A 24,527-nucleotide genomic window follows, 5' to 3' on the forward strand; every position below is an offset into this window, starting at 1 on the left:
CTGAGGAGACTCAAAAAGTGTTGGATTTTATATCTTCATACCTTGACGGGTTTACTCTTGATATGAACCAAAAGTATTCATCCAGTGATGACAGGGCAATAGCTAAAATTGCTATGGACGGCAACTTGGATATGCAAGGTCTGAGCGTTAAATATGGGTGCTGGACGGACATGGATTTAACCGGTGAAGAGCCTCGCATAGTACAGATTGTTGAACTTCCGCCTGCGATTATCCAACCTATTTTAACGTTTGCAGATATAGGAAAAAAGAAGTATATTACTATTGATTACGGTGCTCTCTTAAATCAAGAAGACATGGATATAACCCTTGACTTTAAGAGAATAGCGGAAGGCAGTGTAGAGCTGCAGGAGATGCTGTTGGACTTTATCAAATCAACTGCAAAAGACTTTGAACCTGGTATGGTGGTGGTAACCAAAAAGGGTTATACTGTTACCGACAAAGGTGAAAATGTGACAGAATACGAATTGAAGCTAAGCGATGATTCGGTTAAAAAACTGTTGCATGCCTTAATAAATGATGTCATATTGCAGGAAGAAACAATAGAGTTCGCTAAAAAGTATATGGAAGCAACTATAAACATATATGACTTCCCGGAAGATGCAAAGCAAGAAGCGATGGACGTAATAAACGGAGGTTTGGATGAGGTTGCAGCGAATCTTGCTACATATAGAGACACTGTGACACAAGTATTTGATGCAATAAAAGACATCAAAATATTTGGTGATAATGGCATTACAACAAAATACTATATAAACAAAGACGGTTTCCTTGCAGGAGGAAAATCATCTGTAGACATTGCGATAAAAATGTCAGACTTGGCAGCATTATTAGGCAAAAACATTGATGAAGAAGATTTAAACGGTGAGCTTTATTTAACAATGGATTTCGAAGATTCCATTTACAATATAAACAAAGAAGTATCTGTAGAGATTCCGGAAGTAACCGAAGAAAATTCATTTGATATTTTCAACGTTGTATTGGAAAAGTATTCAGGTATTGGTTTTATTCCGGGTATCGGAAAAGAGGAAGATTCGTCATATGAAGTTCCGGTTTTGTCGGACGGAATTAATGTGGTTATGAACGGAAGGGTGGTATCTTTCCCGGATGTAGAGCCTCAAAACATCAATGGAAGGGTACTGGTTCCAATAAGAACCATATCTGAGGAGAGGGGAGCTGACGTATCCTACGATGCCGAAACAAAACAGGTTCTCATTGTAAAAGGGGATACTGAAATTCTGCTTACACTGGGCTCGCAGGAAGCTTACGTTAACGGTGAGCTGATAATGCTCGATACACCTGCAATGGTTATTGAAGGGCGTACAATGGTTCCGGTGAGATTTGTGTCCGAGAATATGGATGCAACGGTTGAATGGGACGGAAACGCCCAGATTGTATATATCTTTTATTGATAATGTAAAATAAATAAAGTCCCATGGGCTTTTGAAACGAGAAGAAAGGATAACTGTTTTTTAAGGCGTTATCCTTTCTTTATTTTCATAAATACATGAAAATAAAGAAAATCGCCGAACTAATTTTTTGCACAAGTTATCTTACGATGAAGCAGCAATCTTCTATCTCAAGACGCTTTCAGCCTTTAAGAGTGGGAAATTCAATGTGCGCATAGATATAAAGCTTTAAAAATCTGAGATTGTTTGGTAAAATTAAAGGCAGTGATTAATTTAGTTAATTGCAAGGAAGCTGCTTTTTAAACAATCATCCATTTCAAATCAATTACAAAGGGGGAGAAAGAAAAAAATGAAAAGGGGAAAACCGCAAAAATTAATTGCTTTGTTGCTGGTCTTGGGTTTCATCGTCAGCAACTTTGCAGTGACAGCTTTTGCAGCTGAGACTGTGAAACCATACTGTACCAGAGCTTCAACGCCGGTTATGGCGGTGAATCTTGGAGGAAATGAAGATGTCACCTATGGCGGAACCAATTTCAAAAAACAGTCGGCCTATGGCAACCTCAAGGTGGATGTCAAGGGGCCTTCCGATTCTGTAAATCCCAGCGGAACAGTTAATGCCTTTTCAATCATTCAGGCGGAAAAGTGCGATGAGAACCATGGACTTGAAATTGAAGACTGTCCGGATGTGGGGGGCACAAAGAATCTGGCATATATCGCCAATGGAGACTATACAGCTTATTATAATGTCTATTTTCCGAAGGGAGCAAAAGGTTTTATAGCAAGGGTTTCGAGTGACACCGAAGGAGGATATATTGAGCTTCGGGTTGATTCAATCTCGGGAGAAGTGGTTGGACGGTGCCTTGTAGAAAACACCGGCGGATGGGAAAAGTATGAAGATGTATACTGTGAACTTAATAAAAATATTGAGGGTGTACATACTTTATATATGGGCTTTGCCGGTGAAAGGGACGGCCTTTTTAATGTCAACTGGTTCAGGTTTACAAAGAGCCCGTACGAGCCGATAATGACAAAAAGCCGTGACGGCGCAGCTGAAGGAGCCTATTTATACAAGTTCATTGATTTTGGGGAGGAAAGTATTCCTGCGAAGTTTAAAGCACATTTTTCAAGCGGGGTGAGCGGAACAATAAGTGTAAGGCTTGACAGCCCTACAGGAGATGTTATAGCAACAGTTGACGGCAAAAACGGCTCGGGAGAAGTTGAAGGACGTATTGTCGAATATGTTGAAGGAATTCATGAATTGTATTTGACTGATGATAAAAACGGCACTCTAATATCCAAGGTTGATTGGTTTGTATTTGAACCAATAGCAGAATCTAAAGGAGTATCCGACGGAAACCTTCAAAATCTTGTTAAAACAAGTGTAAGCGGATACAATGTAAACCTTGAGGCTTCTCTTGATAAAAACAACGTGTACGAAGTATATATTCATCCGGTAGAGTTTCGTGAGAAAAATCGTCAAATATTCGACCTTTATATAAACGGTACTCTGGTGGATACTATTGATACAGAGGAATCGGGACTCGATTGGGAGAAAAAAGGACCCTACATCACAAAGGTTTTGGATGACGGAAAGCTTAGCATCGAGTGCAAGTCCAGACAGGGCATTGTATCGTTGGCAGGCTTGGAAATCAACAAGATAACATATTCCAAAGCTTTTTCCGATGTAAAAATCAAAGATTGGTTTTATATCCCTGTAATGGAACTTGCAAGCCAGGGAGTTATATTCGGTAAAGGAAATGATATGTTTAAGCCGCAGGACCATATAATTGGAGAACATGTGGCATATATAATGTTTAATGTTATGAAAGTGTCCATTGCGGAAAACGACAAGCAATTTAGTCCTGAGAAATACAGAAACTTGTCGGATGTACCTCCGAATTATTGGGCTTATCCTTATATGAGCGCTTATTACAACTATTTCTTTAGAGAAAAAATGCTAAGATATGATGTTAACACCCGTGTTCCTTACAGTGCAAAAGAGTATGAGGAGAGCAAAAAGGTAAGACGTGAGGAATTTGCCATGGCAATTATAGGGGCAAGGCGCCTTGACTATAATGAAGACGGCAGGGTGTTTGTACTAGATCCGTATCTTGAGCCTTCAGCAATGCTGAACAAGTATAAGAATAAGGATGCAGACAAGATTACCGATTCCTTCAGGTATTTTGTGGAGTTGGCTTTGGAAAAGGGATTAATGAAGGGTGACCAGTTTGGAAATCTAAACCCGAAAAACCCGGTAACAAGAGGAGAAGCTGCAGCCTTTATATACAATGCTTTAAATCTTGATGAAAACAATTTTGTAAAGCCAAAACAAGGAGAAAAACTGTCCGTACCGAGAATAACAGCCAGAAAGAGAAATATAAATGTGGGAATTCTTATTTTGCCGGCACCGGCATGGGATTCGATAAATAACATAGCGGTAAATGACTCCAATCCGGACTTTACTTTGATGGAACTTTTGAACAGGAACATAAACAAGCCTATGGACTGGGAGTTGGTAAATCCCCATCCGCCTGCCTTTGACAAGAGTGAATACAAGAATATAATGCACCTTAACTCATCCAAGATACCGGGAATCGACAACAGCAGCTACAGCGATTTCTGTGCATATTTCAAGGACTTAAAGAGCGTGGCTCAGGCCCAAACCGATCTTGAAGCAGATATAACCTATCTTGGTACAGTGGGTTATACCGAAAATATAAACAAGTCTAAGTTCTTCAAATATTGGGAGGTTGACTTGGATGATCCGAATCTGACACCGGAAATGATTGCAAGAGACTATGACCTTCTCTTCCAGACATCCCACGGTGAAATAACATATACAAAGGATGTCCAGGACAAGGTTAAGGCTTTCCTGAAAGCAGGGGGCCAACTGTGGTGGGAGAACTGTAAAGGACTTGAAATTGAGTCCGGAGACGGATTTACGGAAGAAGTCAAGTTTATATCGCTGCATCCGGGGCACAACCGCAAGTATCCTCAGATTCCGGTTTTGGACGAAGATGGGAAAATGCACGCGCTGTTTGACAATATTTATAGAATTAATCCTGAAAAGACATCCCGTGTATTTGCACCGGGCATATACAATAAAAACAGCGAAATATCTATGCTGGGCGACGGTGAAGAATGGCTCAACGATGACAACAGGTATCTTGACGAATTGCTGCCCGATGATATTGTAATTCTCAATATTGAGAATACGGATACCGGTGAAATACTGCCCAACATGGCGGTAAGAAATATAGATAACGAGGATGCGCCTGACGGAAGAATCGTAATAAGCACAAACGATATCGGATGTGGTATATCAAAGTTTGTTGACCGTGGCGGCGGAAAAGCCGTTGAAGACTATAAATTCTGCTACAATCTTTTAGGTTGGATGTCAAAGATAGATGTAAGTTTTGATGAGACAACTGTCAACCAGTGGGATGGAGGCAGTGAGTTCTCTGTAGAAGCTACATTTACAAACAACGGAGCGAAGAAACAGGTTTATGATGTTACTTACATATATGATTCAAAACTTTGGAATCTGGTACCTACGAGCGACTTTAAAAATTACAAACAGACTCATTTGTGGATTAAGGCTGTAGATGAAAACGGATATCCGAAGAAAATAGAACTTGAACCCAATCAGACGGAAGTGGTAACGTTCAAATTCAACATCAAAAAATCGAATCTTCGTTGCTATGACTTTACAATAAAAGCAAGTGAGTCGGGTGTGAAGTATACCCGTGACATGGCAGAAACACTATACAGACTGAACAATATAAGGGTAGAGAAACCGGTATTCTCGGGACGCCAGAATAATGGAGGCGAAGCTTCCTTTAATGTGACGATCAATGCACCGGAAGAACCGGATAGTGACCTTAGGACTGAGGACTATGAGCTTAACATAAAAATCAAAAAAGACGGAAGCTTCATAGATCCTGAAACCGTTGTAAACAATATTCAGCTTCTAACCGACGGAAACACACCGCCGTTGGAAGGTTATAATTACAAGTATTTGATAGATAACAAGGGTGTTCTGTACCTGAAGGTTATTATAGAGGATACGATAATTACTAAGCCGAGTGAAAAAATAAGGCTGAATATATCCTTAAAGAACCTTGACGGTGCAAGCTATGAAGTCGTCGGAAAGATAGAGGTTATCGACCCTATTTCCCGCCACAGACTGGCTTTCTCGGATGAGGCGGTTTATAAAGTTAAATAAACTGCTGTAAAAGATATTTGAAAGCCCTTGTGCATACTTGATTTGAAGGGTATGCACAGGGGCTTTTCTAAATGGTGTGATATTATTTTTAAAAGGCTTGCAAAAAGAATCGAAAAAGATTTATCTATGGCAAAAAAATTTATAAGATAAGTGAAACTTTTCTTCCCAAAGCGACAAATAAGTGGTAGAATTCTATATTATAAGAACATTAGATGTTTGTGTGATTGTTTAATATATTTTCGTAAGGTGTTTTAAGGGTGGGAAAAATGTACAAAAGAAAAATTTTTTCAAAAAAAAAGAAAAGGTTGATGTATGCCCGAATCAGGACATTGGTCTTGCTTGTGTTAATTGTCGCATGCAGTGTCTCCTTTTTTAATAACAAGGGTAAAAGCAAAGATAATAATAAGCCTGTTAATTCTTATGCTGCAGACGCAGTGAATTTACTTGATGCCGCAGAGACCGACAGAGCCGATGCCGGCAATACGGGTGCTGACAACGCTAATGTCAACGACATGGGTAAAAAAACGGTGGATAACAGCCAAGAAGAGAAAGATGACGAAAAATCAAAAATTATCGATGACTGGCGGCTAATTTTGGTAAATGTCGACAATCCGGTACCCGATGATTATACCTTTGAACTCACAAGCTTGGACGAGTACCGGAACTTTGATTCAAGGGCTATAGATGACCTTAAAAAGCTTATTGAGGATTGCAGGCGTGAAACCGGGGGCGTCATATGGGTTCAGTCTGGATATAGAGACAGAAGTGCCCAGGAAAAATTGTATAATGATAAGGTCAAGCAGTATATGGATTCCGGAAAATCAAGAGAAGAAGCTGAGAAGTTGGCTGCTACTTCCGTTTCCAAACCCAGGACAAGCGAGCACGAGATTGGTTTGGCTGTGGATTTCAATTATGCAAATCTTGAGTTTGAGAATACGAAAGCTTTCAAATGGCTTATGGAAAATGCCTATAAATACGGGTTTATTTTGAGGTATCCTGAAGGCAAGCAATTGATAACAAAGGTGATGTATGAACCTTGGCATTTCAGATACGTCGGGAAAGAGCATGCAGAAGTTATAAAAGAAAAGGGATTTTGTTTGGAAGAGTATATTGAGTATCTGAAAAGTCAATAGTAGATTTTGTAAATAGTATTAATGTAACCGGTTTTGAAAAATGCTTTAGGTGTTGCATAGAGTTAAATTCTTACAATTGCTTTTGCAATTGTACTGAATTGCACTAAACTATCCTACTATTAAGATATTGCAATTAGTTGGATATAATAATTAAAAATAATCACAAGCTGAATGGTATGAGCGATATTTTAATTCTCATACTGTTTAGCTTTTTTTATTTTATTGGCATGAATACTTATTTCATAGATTTGACTCAACAGAAAGATAGATTGTTTTGTTGTAGAACAACTAGCAAATTTAAAATATGAATTTTACGTTAAAAATAATAATTTAATATAAATAATATAAATTTATAATTTAAAATATTGATTTCTATTAGAAAAATATGCTATAATAAAAGTGTAATAAAAACCAAGGGGTGAATGATAATTATGAGGAACGAGAAGTTTTATCGTGTTATCATCGTTTGCGGTCATCTTGGTTGTCGTAGAAGTGTAGAAGTGTAGAAGTGTAGAAGTGTAGAAGTGACAAGGTATTTTAAAGATTACGATATTGTGTCTTGTTACTTCTCGGCATTTCAAATGCCTCGCTCGAAGAAAAACACCGGTTGTGTGAAGCTTGTTGAACCAATAACAGAAAAAGAGTATTTAACCGGCAAACAAAATGAAAAAGATAATTTGCATTTGCAAACTTTTAAAAGTCGCAAAAATAAAGTTGCATAATGAATTAATTCGATGCAAAGCGTAGGGGAGTGATTTTGTTGAATAACATCTACAAACCTCAGGATTTTTTAGACAGCATATATTACAAAAGCTATTCTGAAATTGTGAGAAAATTGCTGAAATTAATTATTCAAAAGGTTATTGAGGCAAAAGTAGAATTTGCTGTTAAGGCACGGAAAGATGGATCCATCACATTCTCATTACATGAAAAAAGTCAGAAGAATATTGCCACGATATGGATATATGAAAAACACTTAAGAATAATAATTTTAAACCAATATGATAAAAAGATTTATACAGAAGATGAAGTTACAGATGAACTAATAATCAACATTTTGAATAAATATCAGTCATTAAGTAAAGCCAAAAGACAAATATCCGTATATCTAGAGGAAGAACTAATAGAGAAGATTGAGGAAAAAGCCAAAGAAGAAAATAAAAAAATGAACGATATAATTGTTGAAGCTATCCAAGAAAAAACAAGAGAGGTTTTTATAAACGATCAACACAAGTTGGAGTTTGGCAAACTGATTAAGAGTGCAGGTTTATATGAGCCAAATAAGGATTGCACGCCATTGATGGATGACAAAAAAAGAAAAGTTATTGCATTGTTTTACCTGATATCGGCATTTCAGGACGAGTACTACGAAAGGTTTGGCGAAAAGTTTTGGTTTGACGAAAAGGAAAAAGCATTAAAGGGACCTGTTTATTTGATGCAGGATTGGGAACTTGGCTTTGCTGAAGAAATAGTGCTAGGACTAGGAATGTTTTTGTTAAAAGGGAAAGAGAGTAGCATAGATTTGGCCCAAATATTGTGTTATCTAGAAGAGTCAACTACTTTTTTCCTGGCGGTAAATGCTTTAAAAATAGTAGGAGGCCAGTTAACTCTTTGCAAAGATGAAATTGTAAAAGCAAAACCGTTGGTTGTGAAGCAATCTGTGGATTTGTTTGACTTTCTGTAAATACTTGATACCAAAGGAGGTTAAACATGAGCTACGATAAAATTGTTAAAGGAATAATGGACGGATTGATAAAAATGAAGAGCCCTGATATCGCAACAGAAGAGTTTTACCGACGTCTTAACAGGTTTAAAAATTTTGACTATAAAAAGTTGTCCGATGATGAAATATTTTGGATGCTTACTTATGTATTGTTTTTCAACATGGGAAAGAAAGCATCCATGATAGAAAAGAAGCTGCCTTTGCTGAAAGAAAACTTATATGGTGTGGGGAAACTGTCGCATCTGGATTTTGCGCAAATAGAAGATATTATTTATCGTACGGGATTTCCGAAACAAATAAGATGGTGTGTTTATAATAGCAAAGTCTTTTACTCTTTGCTAAAGAAGTATGGGACATTTAGCAGCTATTTGGCGGAAGCATTTAATATTAGAGACACATTATGTTCCAACGATCAATTAAGAAAATTATATATCGACATAAAAAGCAAATTTGTTGGAATAGGCGAGACGGCAGGGTGGCATTTCTTAACCGAGTTGGGATTCTTTACGCTAAAACCGGACAAGGTCATAAGAAGAATTTTTTATCGTATTGGTTTGATAGAAGATGAAAGTGATTTGGATGCATCGATTGCTGTTGGCAGAGAAATGTCGAAGCAATTAAATATTCCTATCAGGTATATTGATATTATTTTCGTAAAGTATGGACAAGTAGGGCAATCCGATTTATTAGGCACGGTTGACGGTATTTGTACGGAAAACAATCCTAAATGTAATATATGCGAGCTGAAGTCTATATGCAGATATTATAGAAAAGCTCCCGAAACAAAATATGTTAATAATATAAATATCAATAGTTCCAGACCTAATATTACTCCAAACAATACACGCACTTTTGTTGAGAGTTCAAATGAATTCCAAGCTAATAATCCAAGACATTTTGAAGCAGAAAAATTCCAAGCAAAATATTTACAGCTAAACGAAGCTAAAAAACTGTTGTTACTTACGCTTATAAAGAAATGCGGACAGTTTTGCCCGGAGCATTTTGCTACAAATACGCCGGATTATCGTTTTAAAAATAAAGTGAATTTTTGTTTAATTACTTTGTTGATAAAAGAGCAGAAAATCAGAATACATATAAGAACTGATGGGCTCAGGTTGTCATCTTCAGTTCTTCAAATCAAAGAACTTCCTAATCACAACTATAGTGGGGATGAATGGGTAGAAATAATTGTTGATGATAATTTGCAGGTGGACGAGGCAGTGAGGCTAATAAAAGAAACCTATGACTACCATTTGCAAAAAAAGAATGTTTAAAGTTCTGTGTTTAAAAGACAAAAAGTCTCCTTCTTGGTAAGGATTCAGAAATAATGTTCAAGAAGGAGACTTTTTGTACAAACATTACAAGATCCTTTGATATAATAAATTTAATAAAGCAAATGAAAGACATTTGAGAGGATATAAAAAATGATGAAAAGGAAAAATATTTTAATTGTTGTGTTTTTGCTGGTTATAATTGCTGCGCTAAGGATATATTTTGATAATAACTTTATTGAAGTATCTCAATATATAATAACATCCGATAAAATTCCACCATCATTTAAAGGATTTAAAATATTGCAACTATCCGATTTACACAGTAAGAGCTTCGGAAATAAAAATAACAGACTTGTAAAGAAAATTACAAGCGAAAATCCTGATATTATTGTTATGACGGGGGATATGGTTAATGCAAAAGATAACGATTTTGAAGTTTTTATTAATTTTGCAGAGCAGATAAGCAGAAGCTTTGATGTATATTATATTGTTGGCAATCATGAGCAAGATTTAGATGAACATAAGAAAGCAATATTAATTGATAAGCTTAATGAGATAGGAATTAGGGTGCTGGATAATGAAAAAGTAGCAATTTCAAGAGTCGCTGAAAGTATTAATTTATATGGATTATGGTTTAATCTTAGATATTATAGAGATTTGAGAAATGAATATGCAAAGGACGTGTTTTTTGGCGAAGAGCAAATTCGGACCATTTTAGGTGATTTGGATACCGGTTCATATAACATTTTACTGACTCATAATCCAATCTATGCAGACACCTATTCTAATTGGGGTGCAGATTTGACCCTGTCCGGGCATATTCATGGGGGTATGATAAGGATACCTTTTGCAGGCGGATTGCTTTCTCCCGAAAGAGAGTTTTTCCCAAAATTTGTTGCAGGCGAGTACCAAGTAAATGGCAAGATATTAATTGTAAACAGAGGATTGGGCAACGGTAATTTTGGGATTAGGGTATTCAATCCTCCGGAAATATCGGTGATTACGCTTTCGAATTAGTCGTATTATGTAATCTCAAGATATAAATGAAGGTAACTTGCAAATATTTAGGAATATAATATAATTATTATAAGAGATTCTTGAGGTAGAAACATCAAGCTAAATTAAGCATGCAAAAGATGATTCGGAAAACAGCTGTTCTATAAAGATAGAAAAATTGCGTTTGGAGAAGGAGATAGCCAAGCGCTGAGAATGGTAAAGGAGACAGGCAATAATGAAGAAAATTGCATCTGTATGTTGTATGCTCATTACAATAATTTTAATGGCGTTGCCGTTTGGAGTTTCTATGACATTTGCACCCGGTCCGACAGAACGGGTGACGAGTTATTTCTCGTATTTTAGTATGATGCCATGGGGATACGGGAATTGGTTTCCGATTATTACTGCATTTTTTTCAATTATTATTCTTTTATTGCTCTTGGCAGGGATGAAGAAAGTGAATGTGGGAAGTGCAGTGCAAATTTTTCTGATTATATGTATTATATCTCAGTTGTTATCATGGCTACTGTTTAACTCCGGGAGCATTATTGGTGTTTGTGTAATGGCTTTGCATATTGCCGTGCTTATATTACAGGTATTACAAAATCGCAAATTTGCAAAATGATATATCCGGAATATTCCGGAGGGCAGTTCGATAGGAATTAATAGGTTTGAGTGATAAACTTAACAGATTAATCTCTATTGAAATGACGTTAGAGAATTACAATAATAATGACATTCCAAATAATTGGAAGTAGCAATTAAGATAATAACTAAGAAGGTATGGGCAGGACTATTTCTGTCGATACCTTTTTTATGTTTACCTATAAAGTCACATCAACTTTGTTCCAAAAAACTCAATTTGCAAATGTTTGTGATATATCGATTCACACATTCAAGACTAATTAATTTCAAAACGAAATAATAGCAACAGTCGTATTTTTGTTTACAAAAAACTAGAGCCTGTATACTTTGAGGAAAAGTTTTATTATAATAATATACGATTGATTCTTTGGGATGTTTGCTTATTATTAGTCAAAGTTTGAGTGATAAGCTCAAAGTAAAATAGAAAGGGGAGAAAATGCAAATGAGGAAAAGAGGATTAATATTACTGCTGCAATGATTGCAGCAACTTTTTTTATTGGCATGACGTCTACCAATGCAGCAACATTATACGGTGACTTAAATGCAGATGGTTCAATTAACTCAACCGATTTAACGATAATGAAGAGAGTGCTGCTCAAACAACGAAATGTTGATGATATTACTGCGGTTGATTTGAATGGCGATGGTAAAGTAACCTCGACAGACTATATGCTGTTGAAAAAGTACTTACTTAATGAAATAATCAAGTTTCCAGTTGAGGACATGCAACCTACAGTAGAGCCGACTCCAACAGTGGAGGTAACACCAACTCCTACAGAAACGGATGAAGAAGAATTTGCGTTCAGGATTAAAATATTTACGGATGGTGAAACGTACAAATTTCCACTTGATTACTCATACTCAAATTGCAATGTTCTTGTTGACTGGGGCGATGGCACAATAAGCGAAATAACGGATTATTCAACAGGAAAGCATAAGTATGAAAATCCAGGTATATATACGATAAAGGTGCTTTCTTTTAATTATGTGCCCCACATTCGATTTAGTAATGATAAAAATGTAATTGAAGTTCTTACACCTTTCCCGGACATGGGAGTATCAAACTTTAGTAATTGGTTCAGTGGCTGTAATAACTTGATGAAAGTTCCGGAAGGACTATTTTCAAATAATGTTAATGCTACAACCTTCTATTGGACTTTTAGTGAGTGCTATAACTTAATAGAAATTCCTGAAGGATTGTTTAAAGGTAATATTAAGGCAAAAGAGTTTCTACAGTGCTTTTTTAATTGTAAGAGTTTAAAAGAAATACCGGAAAGACTGTTTAAAGATAATATTAATGCGACTGTCTTTTTTGGTTGTTTTGATGGGCGCGAGAGTTTAACCAAAATACCCGAAAGATTGTTTGCAAATAATGTTAATGCCACAGACTTTGGGGGGGTTTTCTAGGATGTAGTAGCTTAACAGAAATACCAGAAGGACTATTTTGCGAATAATATTAATGCAACATCCTTTGCTCTTTGCTTTAGAGATTGCAGCAACTTAACAGAAATACCTGAAGGACTGTTTGCAAATAATATTAATGTAACAAACTTTGGAGGGTGTTTTGTTAGATGCAGCAGTTTAAAAGAAATACCTGAAGGACTGTTCGCAAATAATATTAATGTAACTAATTTTGGAGGGTGTTTTATTGAATGTAGCAGCCTAACAGAAATACCTGAAGGATTATTTGCAAATAACATTAATGTCACAAACTTTTCTGGCTGTTTTGGTGAATGCAGCAGCTTAACAGAAATACCTGAAGGATTGTTTGCAAATAACATTAATGTAACTAGCTTTGAAAGGTGTTTTGAAAAATGTGCCAGCTTAACCAAAATACCAGGAGGACTATTTGCAAATAATATTAATGTAACTAACTTTAGCCAGTGTTTTAGAAATTGCAGCAGCTTAACAAAAATACCAGAGAGAATATTCGAGAATAATATTGATGTAACTGACTTTAGCGGTTGTTTTGCAGGCTGTACCAGCCTAAGAGAGATTCCTGTGAAGCTATTTGCCAATAATATTAATGCAACTAATTTTAAGGAGTCCTTTAGTGAGTGTACGAACTTAATAGAAATTCCGAAAGGATTGTTTGATAGCAATGCTAATGTCACAGACTTTTCCAGATGTTTTTACCGATGCGAAAACTTGACAGGATTGGCACCTGCTTTGTGGCTGCGTACAAATGTCATAGAATACTTCTCATGCTTTTATAAATGTGTGAACTTGTCAAACTATAGAGATATTCCAACCGTCTGGAGATAACAATTAAGGAGAATAGGTAAAAAAGTATGGGCAGCATTATGGCTGTTTATACTTTTTTATGCTAATCTAGATAGTATTCAATCGATTTTGGTTCTTTCCAGAGTTAGCTGAGTAATCACATATTTTCAACGCGGAGAATATTGATTCTTAATGTTTCGAAGTTACACCAACCATACATAATTCGTTTTATTGTATTTAGTTTATTTATACATCATTTAAAGATACTTCAAAAAAAGGGATAAGAAAAAATCCTTTGCAAGCAACGTGATAAGTAGATTACAAAGGATTTATCAAATAAAATATCCTTACCTCCTAAACCTTCATTCTTGAACCTGTTTAAGCGGCAACAACTTTATAAAATTTAAAAAGGATTTAGTCAATGTCTTCAATAACTACTTCGCAAAACAAAATTACTCATAATCTTTAACCAACAGGGCTCGTATATAGCCCCTTTCATTAGAGGTGGAATCTACATAAAAACCTCTTCCGTAATAAAACCGCATAAGCTCCGCATACTTTGATGCAGTATGAAGACTCACCCTCTTAATGCCCTTTGATATTAGCAGCTTGTCAACGAGATTCATCATGGCCTTGCCGATACCAACGTTGTGATACTGAAGGCGCACACCGAATCTGCTTATGTAAGCGGTATTATCCGGCAGGATTTGAACCCTGATTGTTCCCACCGGAATATCATCAATAATTGCGATAAATACATCTTTAGTTTCAATGTCCCTTTTTATATCTTCCAATGACTCTTCTAAGGCTTCCATGGTACCGGTAAGCCCTGTGTCCTGCATATACTTTTCAAACGCTTCCTTAGTGATGCTTTGGATGGCCTTTGCATCTTCCAGAGTGGCTTTCCTGATAACAAATGAGTAATTCATAATAATCACCGATTACCTATTCCCCATAAGCAATGCCATTATTGCCTTCTGGACATGCAGCCTGTTTTCAGCCTCGTCAAAAATAACGGATTGGGACCCGTCTATTACATCCTCGGTTACTTCATAACCCCTGTAGGCAGGTAAACAATGCAGGAATATTGCATCCTCATTAGCTTTTGAGAATAGTGTGCTGTTTACCTGATAAGGCATAAATATCTTGATTCTTTCTTCCTTTTCACTTTCCTGTCCCATACTTACCCAGGTATCGGTGTAAACAACATCGGCATCTTTAATTGCCTCTTCCGGGTCTTCAGTCAATAAAATATTTGAACCGGAGACTTTGGCATCTTCCTGAGCTTCCGATACTATTTGACTGTCACATTCATAGCCCTTTGGTGATGCAACCGCTATGTCCATACCTACCTTTGCGCAACCGTGAAGGAGTGAGTTTGCAATGTTGTTTCCGTCTCCAATATATGCAAGCTTGAGTCCTTTTAAAGTTCCCTTGTGCTCATAAACAGTGAAAAGGTCCGCAAGAATCTGGCATGGGTGCATTAAGTCGGTAAGACCGTTTATAACAGGCACATTGCCGTATCGGGCAAGGTCCTCCACATCACTGTGGGCAAAGGTACGGATCATTATTCCGTCTACATATCTTGAAAGAACCTGTGCAGTATCGTAAATAGTTTCGCCGCGTCCTAGCTGTATGTCATTTGAGCTTAAGAACAGAGGATAACCTCCAAGCTGGTACATACCTACTTCAAAAGATACGCGAGTCCTTGTGGATGACTTTGTAAAAATCATACCAAGAGTTTTGCCTTTGAGCAGGTGGTGCGGTATACCTTCCTTTTGCTGCCTTTTGAGTTTTTCTGCCAGTTTGAAAATTGATTCAAAATCCTCAAGTGATAAATCGTGAAGACTGATCAAATGTTCCATAAAAACACCTCCCGTTTGTTTTTTTACTGCGTTTAATTTGAATATTCATCCAGCGAATATATTTCAGTTTCCTCTCCGGATGTCATATGTTCCAGTATTGATATCATTGATTTTGCAGTATCCAGAGAAGTAATACATGGAATATTATACTCAATAGCTGTTCTTCTTAGTATAAAACCAAGTCTTTCAGGTATTTTACCTCGGGTTGGGGTATTAATTACCAGCGATATTTTATCTTTCTTTATCATTTCAATCATTTCATCATCCGATACCATATCCACTTCTATGCCGACACCAGAGAGATTGGTGTATGTGCCCTCAGAAGCAACCAGGTTAAAGCCTAAGTCCGAAAGGGCCTGAGCAATCTCAATGCATTCAGTTTTATCTCTGTCGGCTACCGAAAGAAGTACGCTTCCGCCGGACGGAATTTTAAGTCCGGATGCAACAAGTGCTTTGTACAGTGCTATATGATAATCCTTTGAAACTCCCATTACCTCACCGGTGGACTTCATTTCCGGTCCAAGGAAAGTGTCTACAGTGGTGAGTTTTGCAAAAGAGAATACAGGAGCTTTTACAGCTACAAATTCAGACTCTTTGTAAAGTCCGGGAGTGTATCCTAAGTCTTTCATTTTATATCCCATGATAAACTTTGTGGCAACATCAACCATGGGGATACCGGTTACCTTGCTCATTACAGGAACCGTACGGCTTGCTCGGGGATTAACCTCGATAACGTATACTTTATTATTACGGTCTATAACAAACTGAATGTTAAACAGACCTACAATTTTTAATGCCTTTGCCAGCCTTATGGTATAGTCTACAATGGTATTCTTTGTCTCCTCGTCAAGCGTCTGGGGAGGATATATTGAAATACTGTCTCCAGAGTGAACACCGGCTCTTTCAATATGTTCCATAATGCCGGGAATCAAAACATCCTCGCCGTCACAAATACCATCCACTTCGACTTCCTTACCTTCTACATATTTGTCTATCAGAATAGGGTGTTTAGTTGAGAGCCCGACGGCAAGCTGCATATATTCTTTCAAGGTCTCATCATTATACACCACTTCCATTGCTCTTCCGCCAAGAACATACGAAGGTCTTACGAGAACAGGATAGCCTATTCTTTGAGCTATTGCCTTTGCCTCGTCATAGGAGAAGGCTGTGTCTCCTTCGGGTAACGGTATTCCCAGTTGCTCCAAGAGATTTAGGAACCTATCCCTGTCTTCGGCAATATCAATGCTTTCAACCGATGTGCCGAGAATATTTATTCCTTCCTTTGCCAGCGTTCCCGCAAGATTTATTGAAGTCTGGCCTCCAAATTGAACAATTACACCAAGAGGCTTTTCCTTTTCAATTATATCAAGCACACATTCCTTTGTGAGAGGTTCAAAATATAATTTATCCGATGTGTCAAAATCGGTACTTACCGTTTCCGGGTTGTTGTTTATTATAATTGACTCGACTCCCAATTCCTTTAAAGTCCTTACCGAATGCACACTGCAGTAGTCAAACTCGATACCTTGGCCTATCCTTATAGGTCCCGAACCTATAACTATAACCTTCTTTTTATCGGATACAATTACATCGTCCGTTTCTTCGTAAGTTGAATAATAGTATGGGGTTACAGCTTCAAATTCACCGGCGCAAGTATCAACAATTTTATATACGGGGCGAATAGGGTATTTGTTTCTAAGCTCTAAAACCGTGTCAAGAGGCACATTTATGAGATTTGCGATATACGAGTCCCCAAAACCGGTCTTTTTAGCTCTGGAGTAGAGGTCGTAATCAAGCCATGCAATTCCGGCATTTTTAATTTCTTCTGCCATCTTGACGATTTTTTCAAGCTTCTTAACAAAGAATATATCTATTTTTGTTATATTACTGATTTCTTCTGAAGTTACTCCTTTTTGGAGTGCCTTGCTGATAGCAAAAATTCTTTCGTCACTTGGTGTCTTTATAAAGTCGAGAAGCTCTTCCACCGACTTGTTGTCAAAAAGACTGAGACCAAGCTGATAGTTCATTTTAATATCCAGAGAATCTATGGCTTTGAGCAGTGACTCTTCAAAGGTCCTGCCTATGGCCATTACTTCACCGGTTGCCTTCATCTGGGTACCTAATGACCTGTCGGCATTTGAGAATTTGTCAAAGGGCCAACGGGGTACTTTTGTAACCACATAGTCGATTGAAGGTTCAAAACATGCATAAGTATTCTGAGTAACGGAGTTTTTGATTTCATCAAGGTTAAGACCGATTGCAATTTTGGCTGCAACACGTGCGATAGGGTATCCCGTTGCCTTGGATGCAAGGGCGCTGGAACGGCTTACCCTTGGGTTTACTTCAATTACTACATATTCGAAGCTATTTGGATTTAAAGCATACTGAATATTGCAGCCGCCTTTTATGTTAAGGGCACGAATAATCTTCAATGAAGCAGCTCTTAGCATCTGAGCTTCAACATCCGACAGGGTCTGGCAGGGGGCAACAACAATGCTGTCACCGGTGTGAACCCCTACAGGGTCGAAATTTTCCATATTGCATATGATAATGCTGTTGTCGGCGCCATCCCTTATAACCTCATATTCAATTTCCTTCCAGCCTGCAACACTTTGCTCCAAAAGAACCTGATGTATGAGGCTAAGCTTCAATCCTTTACCGCAAATATATTTGAATTCCTCCATATTGTTGGCAATACCGCCGCCAGAGCCACCCAATGTATAAGCAGGGCGAATGATGATAGGAAAGCCTACTTCTTCGGCAAATTTAATAGCGCTGTCAAGATCGGTTGCAATTGTGCTTAAGGGGACTTTTTCACCTATTTCCTGCATGGTTTCCTTGAAAAGTTCCCTATCTTCGGCCTTTTTAATTGACTCTAAAGACGTACCCAGAAGCTCAATTCCCATTTCCTCCAAAATTCCGTCTTCCGCTAGTTCTACCGCCATGTTAAGGCCTGTCTGGCCTCCCAAAGAGGCCAAGATTCCATCAGGCTTTTCTCTTCTGATTATTTTCTTTACGAAATCGAGGGTAATGGGTTCTATATATACTTTGTCTGCTGATTGTGTATCGGTCATTATTGTCGCAGGGTTGCTGTTTACAAGAACGACTTCAATGCCTTCTTCTCTTAGAGCTTTACATGCTTGCGTTCCTGAATAGTCAAACTCTGCAGCCTGACCGATAACTATAGGTCCCGAACCGATAACAAGGACCTTTTTTATTTTATCTATTTTTGGCATAATTACCTCCACGCATAAAGACTCAAATAAACTATAAGTTGTCCATCATTTTAATAAAGTCGTCAAATATGTAAGAAGAATCATCCTGTCCCAAAACAGCTTTGGGGTGGTATTGAACTCCTACAACAGGATAATGTTTGTGCTTAAAGCCTTCTACTGTATTGTCATTAATATTTATATGGGTAACAAGTATATCGTCGCTAAAGTCATTTTCCAGAGCATAATTGTGGCATTGAGAAGTTACATAACATCTTCCTTTGATAAAATCTCTGACAGGCTGGTTTGCTCCATGGTGGCCGAATGGGAGCTTTATAACTTTACCTCCAAGAGCCAATCCCAAAAGCTGATGTCCCAATCCTATTCCGAGTATCGGTTTTTTACCTATGAGCTCCTGTACGGTAGACTTGACAAACGGAAGCTCGGAGGGGTCACCAGGTCCGTTGGATAAAAGAATACCGTCGGGATTATAGCTCATAATTTCATTTGCAGGGGATGAAGCGGGAAGAATGTATATATCGCAGTTCATTTTCTCCAATGCTTTTATAATGCTCTGCTTTACCCCAAAGTCAATTACCGCCACACGTTTTCCTCTGCCGGGCTTGTGAATGGGGGACTTTGTGGAAACCTCCATTACAGCATTCTTTTTCTCCATTTTCTTTTTTGCAAGTTTTTCAAGGAGCAAGTCTATATTTCCGGACTCAGTGGAAATTATACCGTACATACTGCCTTTGCTTCTGATGTGTTTGGTGAGGGTTCTTGTGTCAATGCCTTTAATGCCCACAATTCCATTGGCAACGAAATATTCGTCGGGAGTAATTTCACAACGCCAGTTGGTGGGCGTATCAGAAAGCTCTTTAACAATAAATCCTTGAACATGAGTTCTGTCGGACTCGTTGTCATACCGATTGAAACCGTAGTTTCCAATCAATGGGTAGGTCATAGCAACTATTTGACCGCTGTAAGACGGGTTGGTCAATATTTCCTGATAACCTGTCATGCATGTGTTAAAAACAATTTCTCCAACTACTTCTCCAGCCTTTCCAAAGGCTTCTCCCGTAAAATAAGTTCCATCTTCCAAAACTAAAACTGATTTCATTTCTCAGACTCCTTAACTAATATTATTAAATATTATTAAAGTTCTTTTTAATTATTTTTTAAATAATCTTTTTAATTTTCTTTTTCTAGTTAAATTTAATATTCTTTAAATATACTCTCCAATGTCTCTATCATGCCGTCAATATCTTGCTGTGTAATAATAAGTGGAGGCAGCATCCTTATGATATTCTTGCCTACGCTTCCAACCAAATAGCCCTTTTCGAAGCATTTGTTTTTAATTTCCACTGCTGCATCTATCGAAAGCTGAATACCTATCATGAGACCTTTGCCTCTTACATCTTGAATAATGCTGTACTTTTTGGCAAGCTCCGAGAGCCTCTTCATAAAGTAGTCTCCCATTTTTGCCGAGTTTTCCACGAGTCCGTCGTTTATCAGGACATCTAAAACCGCCAGTGCCGCCGTACATGCGAGAGGATTGCCTCCAAAGGTTGAGCCGTGGTCTCCGGGTTCAAAAGCACTTGCCACGTGCTCCTTGGCACAGAGCGCACCTATTGGGAATCCGCCTCCTAAAGCTTTGGCAAGCGTGAATATGTCAGGCTCCACACCAAAATGCTCATATGCAAAGAGCTTTCCGGTACGGCCCAGGCCGCACTGAACCTCATCGAAGATAAGGAGTATGCCTTTTTCATCACAAAGCTTGCGTACGCCTTTTAAATACTCCAGAGAGGTAAGATTTACTCCGCTTTCACCCTGTATAGGCTCAATCATTACAGCACAGGTTGAACCGTTTATTGCTTTCTCGAGAGCGTCAAGATCATTTATTGGCACTTTCAAAAAGCTTGGAGTGAGAGGGGAGTAGGGTTTTTGGTATTTATCCTGGCCTGTCGCGGCGATGGTGGCAAGGGTTCTTCCGTGGAAAGACTTTTCCAAAGTTATGATTTCGAATTTTTCCGGCATGCCTTTCTTTTTAAAATAGATGCGTGCAAGTTTTATTGCCCCTTCGTTTGCTTCTGCACCACTGTTTGCAAAAAATACCCTGTCGGCACAAGAGATGCTTACAAGTTTTTCTGCAAGCTTTGCCTGGGACTCTATGTAATAGAGATTGGAACAGTGTATGAGCTTTTCAGCCTGTTGCTTTATGGCATCCACAAGTTTTGGGTGTGAATGTCCCAATGCACTTACTGCTATACCGCCAAGAAAGTCATAGTACTTGTTTCCGTCTATGTCCCAGAGGTTGATTCCTTTTCCGTGGGAAAAACATACAGGGGTTCTATTTCCGAATGTATTCATGAAGTATTTTTTGTCCAAATCGATAATTTCTCCTAATTTCATAGATAACCCTCCCCGTCGAAAATAATACTTATAATTATACATAAAAATGTATAAAAATGCAAGAGATAATGTTAAACTCTTATAGCTTATTAATTCATAAAAGCGTAGAGCAAGACTTTGATGATATTATGCCGGAAATTCGAAATTAAAACCGAAAAGACTTTTAGAAAAAAGAAGAGAGGAAATAGAGAAGATGCTTGAATTTATTTAAGGTAAAATTTAAGATTCAGCGGCAAAAACAATCAAAAAGGAAATATGCAAAAAAAAATATACCCATTAACCAAAACGGTCTAAGGCATATAATTGCATTATTATTAAACAAGCAATAGGCAATATTAAAGATGTTTTCTTACGCACTTAATGTAATCATCTTTAAGCTTGGTCTTTTTGTCTTCAACCGAATTGAAAAAGCCCGAGAGGATACTGTTGCTGTCCTCCGTCATGGCTGTATATTGCAAACCGTAATCGGCAAAGTCGCTTTTAGGTGATTTTCTATTTATTTTTCCACGGGTATTTATGGATTTTTTGTTTGGAAGAAAGATTGAAAAATCAAGTTCATCACAGTCAATTTCAAAATGCTCTTTAGAGTAAAAGGCCATACCCACAAAGCTTATGTTGTGTATTATAACAAACCGCTCCTCTGCGGAGTCAGGGAACTTTACGGTTGCACCCAAATAAACATCATATCGTGGGAAAACTCTTGTGTTTTTGATTTCCTTAACGTCTTTTATATCAATAGTTATGTAACTGGGGTACTCAGGCCTGATTTTTACAATTTCGCCTTCAAACAAAATCTCGCTATGCTCGCTGGAATATTTTACTGTCATGGTCTGCCCCAACATTATGATATTTTCGAGGTATTCATTTATCAGTGCAATGGATATCATATGTTTTTCTACTCTATACACTATATTCTGAATCCAAATGCTGCCGTTTTTCAGCTTTGTATTTACAACCATTCCCTCTTTTAGAACCTTTGATACTATGTCTTTCTTCAAAAGGACCAATCCTCCCCGTGGCGATTGTGATCGAATAGTTTTGATTAAATTATTCTTTATAAAAGTCTAAAATCCTTCAAAATTTGATAAAATTCCTCACTATTTATTAATTATTTATTCAAATATATAGATTTTATATCATATATATATATTTTATAATTTTTCTCGGTTGTGATAAAGGATTTTTTCCTTCATAATCATAGTTCCGATTCCCTTATTTGTAAATATCTCAAGCAGCAGACAATGAGGTATTCTGCCGTCTATGATGTGGGTTCTTCCGACTCCCTTTTCGAGAGCGTCAATACATCCTAAGACTTTTGGAATCATACCGCCGTCAATGATTTTTTTCTCGATGAGGTCAAGGGCTTCTGCCGAGGTGAGGGCAGGAACTATTTCATCGGAGTCTTTATTTTTCTTGACACCCGGAACATCGGTGAGCAACATTAATTTTTCTGCCTTTAGGGCAGCAGCCACCTCTCCGGCAACGGTGTCGGCGTTGATATTGTAGCTTTCGCCGTCTTTGCCGATTCCTATTGGGGCAATGACAGGTATGTATTCATCCTTTGCCAGAAGCTCAATCAGCCTTGAATTGATATTTGTTATTTTACCGACATATCCAAGGTCCGTTTCCTGACCATTGACCGTTGTTTTATATTGCTCGCATTCTATGATATTACCGTCAATACCGCATACTCCGATAGCCTTTCCGCCCATCTGGTTTAGTAGAGAAACAATTTCTTTGTTGGTTTTTCCCACAAGAACCATCTGAGCGATGTCCATCGTCGCCTTGTCTGTCAGTCTGAGGCCGTTGACAAACTGGCTTTTGATGTTGAATTTGTCAAGAGCTTTGTTAATATCCGGTCCGCCGCCGTGAACAACTACCGGATTCATTCCAATATATTTAAGCAGAGTTATATCTTCCATTACAGAGGTTTTAAGCTCTTCGTTTATCATTGCATTTCCGCCGTATTTTATAACTACTGTTTTGCCGTAAAGTTTCTGAATATAGGGAAGAGCCTCTATAAGTATCTCAGCTTTTTTTATAACTGTTTCCATTGATGTTTCCAAAACAATACCCTCCAAACATTTTAGTATATTCGTTATCGATTATAAATTACAGGTAGATACCGGGATTTGAAAGCCCTCTGTGTTCGGGTAGCCCAAACAATATATTCAGAACCTGGACGGCCTGACCTGCAGCGCCTTTACCCAAATTGTCAATGGCAGAGAGAACAACAACCCTGTTTAATCGCTTGTCAACAACAAGACCTATATCAATAAAGTTCGAACCGACTACAAATTTTGTTTCCGGAAGTTTGCCTTCATCCAGTATCCTGACAAAATATTCATTTTTATAATATTCCTTATACAGCTCGATTAATTCCGATGTTGATTTTTCGCAGTTCAAATTTGCATAAATGGTGGCAAGCATTCCTCTCTTCATTGGCACAAGGTGGGGAGTAAAGGAAACCGTCAACTCCTCTTTTGCTAAAAGTGAGAGCTCCTGCTCAATTTCAGAGGTATGCCTGTGGGTGGAAACATTGTAAGCTTTGAAATTTTCCGTACACTCACAGAACTGGTAGGGAAGGTCGGTTTTTCTTCCGGCTCCCGAAACCCCTGAAGCGGCATCGATTATAATGTTTTTTGTGTCGACAAGTCCGTTTTTAATTAAAGGTGCCAGAGCCAATATTGAACATGTGGGATAACAACCGGGATTGCCTATTATCTTTGCATTCTTTATTTCTTCTCTATGCAGCTCGGGCAAACCGTATGCCGAGATTTCGAGAAGGTGAGGCATTCCGTGAGTGGTGTTGTACCATTTTTCATACACCTCAACAGACTTGTAACGAAAATCACCGCTGTGGTCAACTATTCTTTTACCCTTTTCAACAAGCTTGGGTATCACTTCCTTTGATATACCGTGGGGAAGTGCGGTAACAAATACATCAGCTTTGTCGGCAATTTTATCTATATCAAGCTCGTCGCATTCCATATCGAAAACATTTCTGAGGTTCGGATATACATCCGATATCTTATCTCCGGCAAAGTTGTGGGATACGACAGAAGTAATTTTGATGTCCGGATGGTTTTGAAGAAGACGCACTATTTCTATTCCAACGTAACCGGTAGCTCCTATGATTCCTACATTCGCCATTTAAATACCCTCCCAACAAAAGCACTTTAATAATAACTGATTGATTTTACCAATTGATTTTATAATTATACATTCTCATGCATAAAAATTCAATATTGATTTTTATTAAATTTTCGATTGGATAATAATGACTATATGTTAGATATTACCATGGGCTAAAAATACTAATTATATTATCCCGGTATAAACTCGCAAAGGTTAAGCTACAGCTGTATTAACGACATAAAATGTTTATTTGC

17 protein-coding genes are annotated in these 24,527 nt (G+C 37.8%); 9 read left to right on the forward strand and 8 right to left on the reverse strand.

Translation table 11 applies throughout. From position 1 onward, the window contains the following. From PLH43_RS03275 to PLH43_RS03315, 9 genes are all read left to right on the forward strand, one after another. Positions 1 to 1,430, forward strand: a 1,430-nt coding sequence (locus PLH43_RS03275; protein ID WP_324360057.1) for a copper amine oxidase N-terminal domain-containing protein, incomplete at its 5' end; no start/stop codon positions are given. A 346-nt stretch (positions 1,431 to 1,776) separates the two neighbouring features. Then, complete coding sequence (locus PLH43_RS03280; protein ID WP_324360059.1) at positions 1,777 to 5,652, forward strand: carbohydrate-binding protein; 3,876 nt, start codon at positions 1,777 to 1,779, stop codon at positions 5,650 to 5,652. A gap of 266 nt (positions 5,653 to 5,918) precedes the next feature. After that, entirely contained in the window at positions 5,919 to 6,785 is an 867-nt protein-coding gene (locus PLH43_RS03285) for a M15 family metallopeptidase (protein ID WP_324360061.1), read from the forward strand. Between the two features lie 760 nt (positions 6,786 to 7,545). Next, positions 7,546 to 8,469 (forward strand): ribbon-helix-helix protein, CopG family, encoded by a 924-nt coding sequence (locus tag PLH43_RS03290; RefSeq protein ID WP_324360063.1) that lies wholly within the window; start codon positions 7,546 to 7,548, stop codon positions 8,467 to 8,469. A gap of 26 nt (positions 8,470 to 8,495) precedes the next feature. Further along, positions 8,496 to 9,782, forward strand: a complete 1,287-nt coding sequence (locus PLH43_RS03295) for a hypothetical protein (RefSeq protein ID WP_324360065.1) — start codon at positions 8,496 to 8,498, stop codon at positions 9,780 to 9,782. 150 nt (positions 9,783 to 9,932) lie between these two features. Beyond that, entirely contained in the window at positions 9,933 to 10,799 is an 867-nt protein-coding gene (locus tag PLH43_RS03300; RefSeq protein ID WP_324360067.1) for a metallophosphoesterase, read from the forward strand. A 214-nt stretch (positions 10,800 to 11,013) separates the two neighbouring features. Then, the gene (locus PLH43_RS03305) at positions 11,014 to 11,403 is read left to right on the forward strand and encodes a hypothetical protein (protein WP_324360069.1); all 390 of its coding nucleotides are present in this window, start codon (positions 11,014 to 11,016) and stop codon (positions 11,401 to 11,403) included. A gap of 494 nt (positions 11,404 to 11,897) precedes the next feature. Next, positions 11,898 to 12,830: a dockerin type I repeat-containing protein gene (locus PLH43_RS03310; RefSeq protein ID WP_324360071.1), complete on the forward strand. Its 933-nt coding sequence runs from the start codon at positions 11,898 to 11,900 to the stop codon at positions 12,828 to 12,830. A gap of 357 nt (positions 12,831 to 13,187) precedes the next feature. Beyond that, positions 13,188 to 13,688, forward strand: a complete 501-nt coding sequence (locus PLH43_RS03315) for a BspA family leucine-rich repeat surface protein (protein ID WP_324360073.1) — start codon at positions 13,188 to 13,190, stop codon at positions 13,686 to 13,688. A 410-nt stretch (positions 13,689 to 14,098) separates the two neighbouring features. On the opposite strand, the gene PLH43_RS03320 is transcribed toward PLH43_RS03315, so the two are convergent. The 8 genes from PLH43_RS03320 to argC form a co-directional block, all read right to left on the reverse strand. Beyond that, on the reverse strand, positions 14,099 to 14,575 hold the full coding sequence (locus PLH43_RS03320) for a GNAT family N-acetyltransferase (protein WP_324360075.1): 477 nt from the start codon (positions 14,573 to 14,575) through the stop codon (positions 14,099 to 14,101). Positions 14,576 to 14,587: 12 nt separating this feature from the next. Beyond that, the gene (gene argF / locus PLH43_RS03325) at positions 14,588 to 15,511 is read right to left on the reverse strand and encodes an ornithine carbamoyltransferase (protein WP_324360077.1); all 924 of its coding nucleotides are present in this window, start codon (positions 15,509 to 15,511) and stop codon (positions 14,588 to 14,590) included. A 32-nt stretch (positions 15,512 to 15,543) separates the two neighbouring features. Next, positions 15,544 to 18,747, reverse strand: coding sequence for a carbamoyl-phosphate synthase large subunit (gene carB / locus PLH43_RS03330; RefSeq protein WP_324360079.1), 3,204 nt, complete (start codon positions 18,745 to 18,747; stop codon positions 15,544 to 15,546). Positions 18,748 to 18,778: 31 nt separating this feature from the next. Then, complete coding sequence (carA, locus tag PLH43_RS03335) at positions 18,779 to 19,843, reverse strand: glutamine-hydrolyzing carbamoyl-phosphate synthase small subunit (RefSeq protein ID WP_324360081.1); 1,065 nt, start codon at positions 19,841 to 19,843, stop codon at positions 18,779 to 18,781. A gap of 95 nt (positions 19,844 to 19,938) precedes the next feature. Continuing rightward, on the reverse strand, positions 19,939 to 21,135 hold the full coding sequence (locus PLH43_RS03340) for an acetylornithine transaminase (protein WP_324360083.1): 1,197 nt from the start codon (positions 21,133 to 21,135) through the stop codon (positions 19,939 to 19,941). A 335-nt stretch (positions 21,136 to 21,470) separates the two neighbouring features. Further along, the gene (locus PLH43_RS03345) at positions 21,471 to 22,133 is read right to left on the reverse strand and encodes a PilZ domain-containing protein (protein ID WP_324360085.1); all 663 of its coding nucleotides are present in this window, start codon (positions 22,131 to 22,133) and stop codon (positions 21,471 to 21,473) included. Positions 22,134 to 22,286: 153 nt separating this feature from the next. Then, positions 22,287 to 23,201, reverse strand: a complete 915-nt coding sequence (argB, locus tag PLH43_RS03350) for an acetylglutamate kinase (RefSeq protein ID WP_324360087.1) — start codon at positions 23,199 to 23,201, stop codon at positions 22,287 to 22,289. A 46-nt stretch (positions 23,202 to 23,247) separates the two neighbouring features. After that, complete coding sequence (gene argC / locus PLH43_RS03355; protein WP_324360089.1) at positions 23,248 to 24,288, reverse strand: N-acetyl-gamma-glutamyl-phosphate reductase; 1,041 nt, start codon at positions 24,286 to 24,288, stop codon at positions 23,248 to 23,250. Between the last annotated feature and the right edge of the window lie 239 nt (positions 24,289 to 24,527).

The organism is Acetivibrio sp. (assembly GCF_035371925.1).
Taxonomy (GTDB): Bacteria; Bacillota; Clostridia; order Acetivibrionales; family Acetivibrionaceae; genus Hungateiclostridium.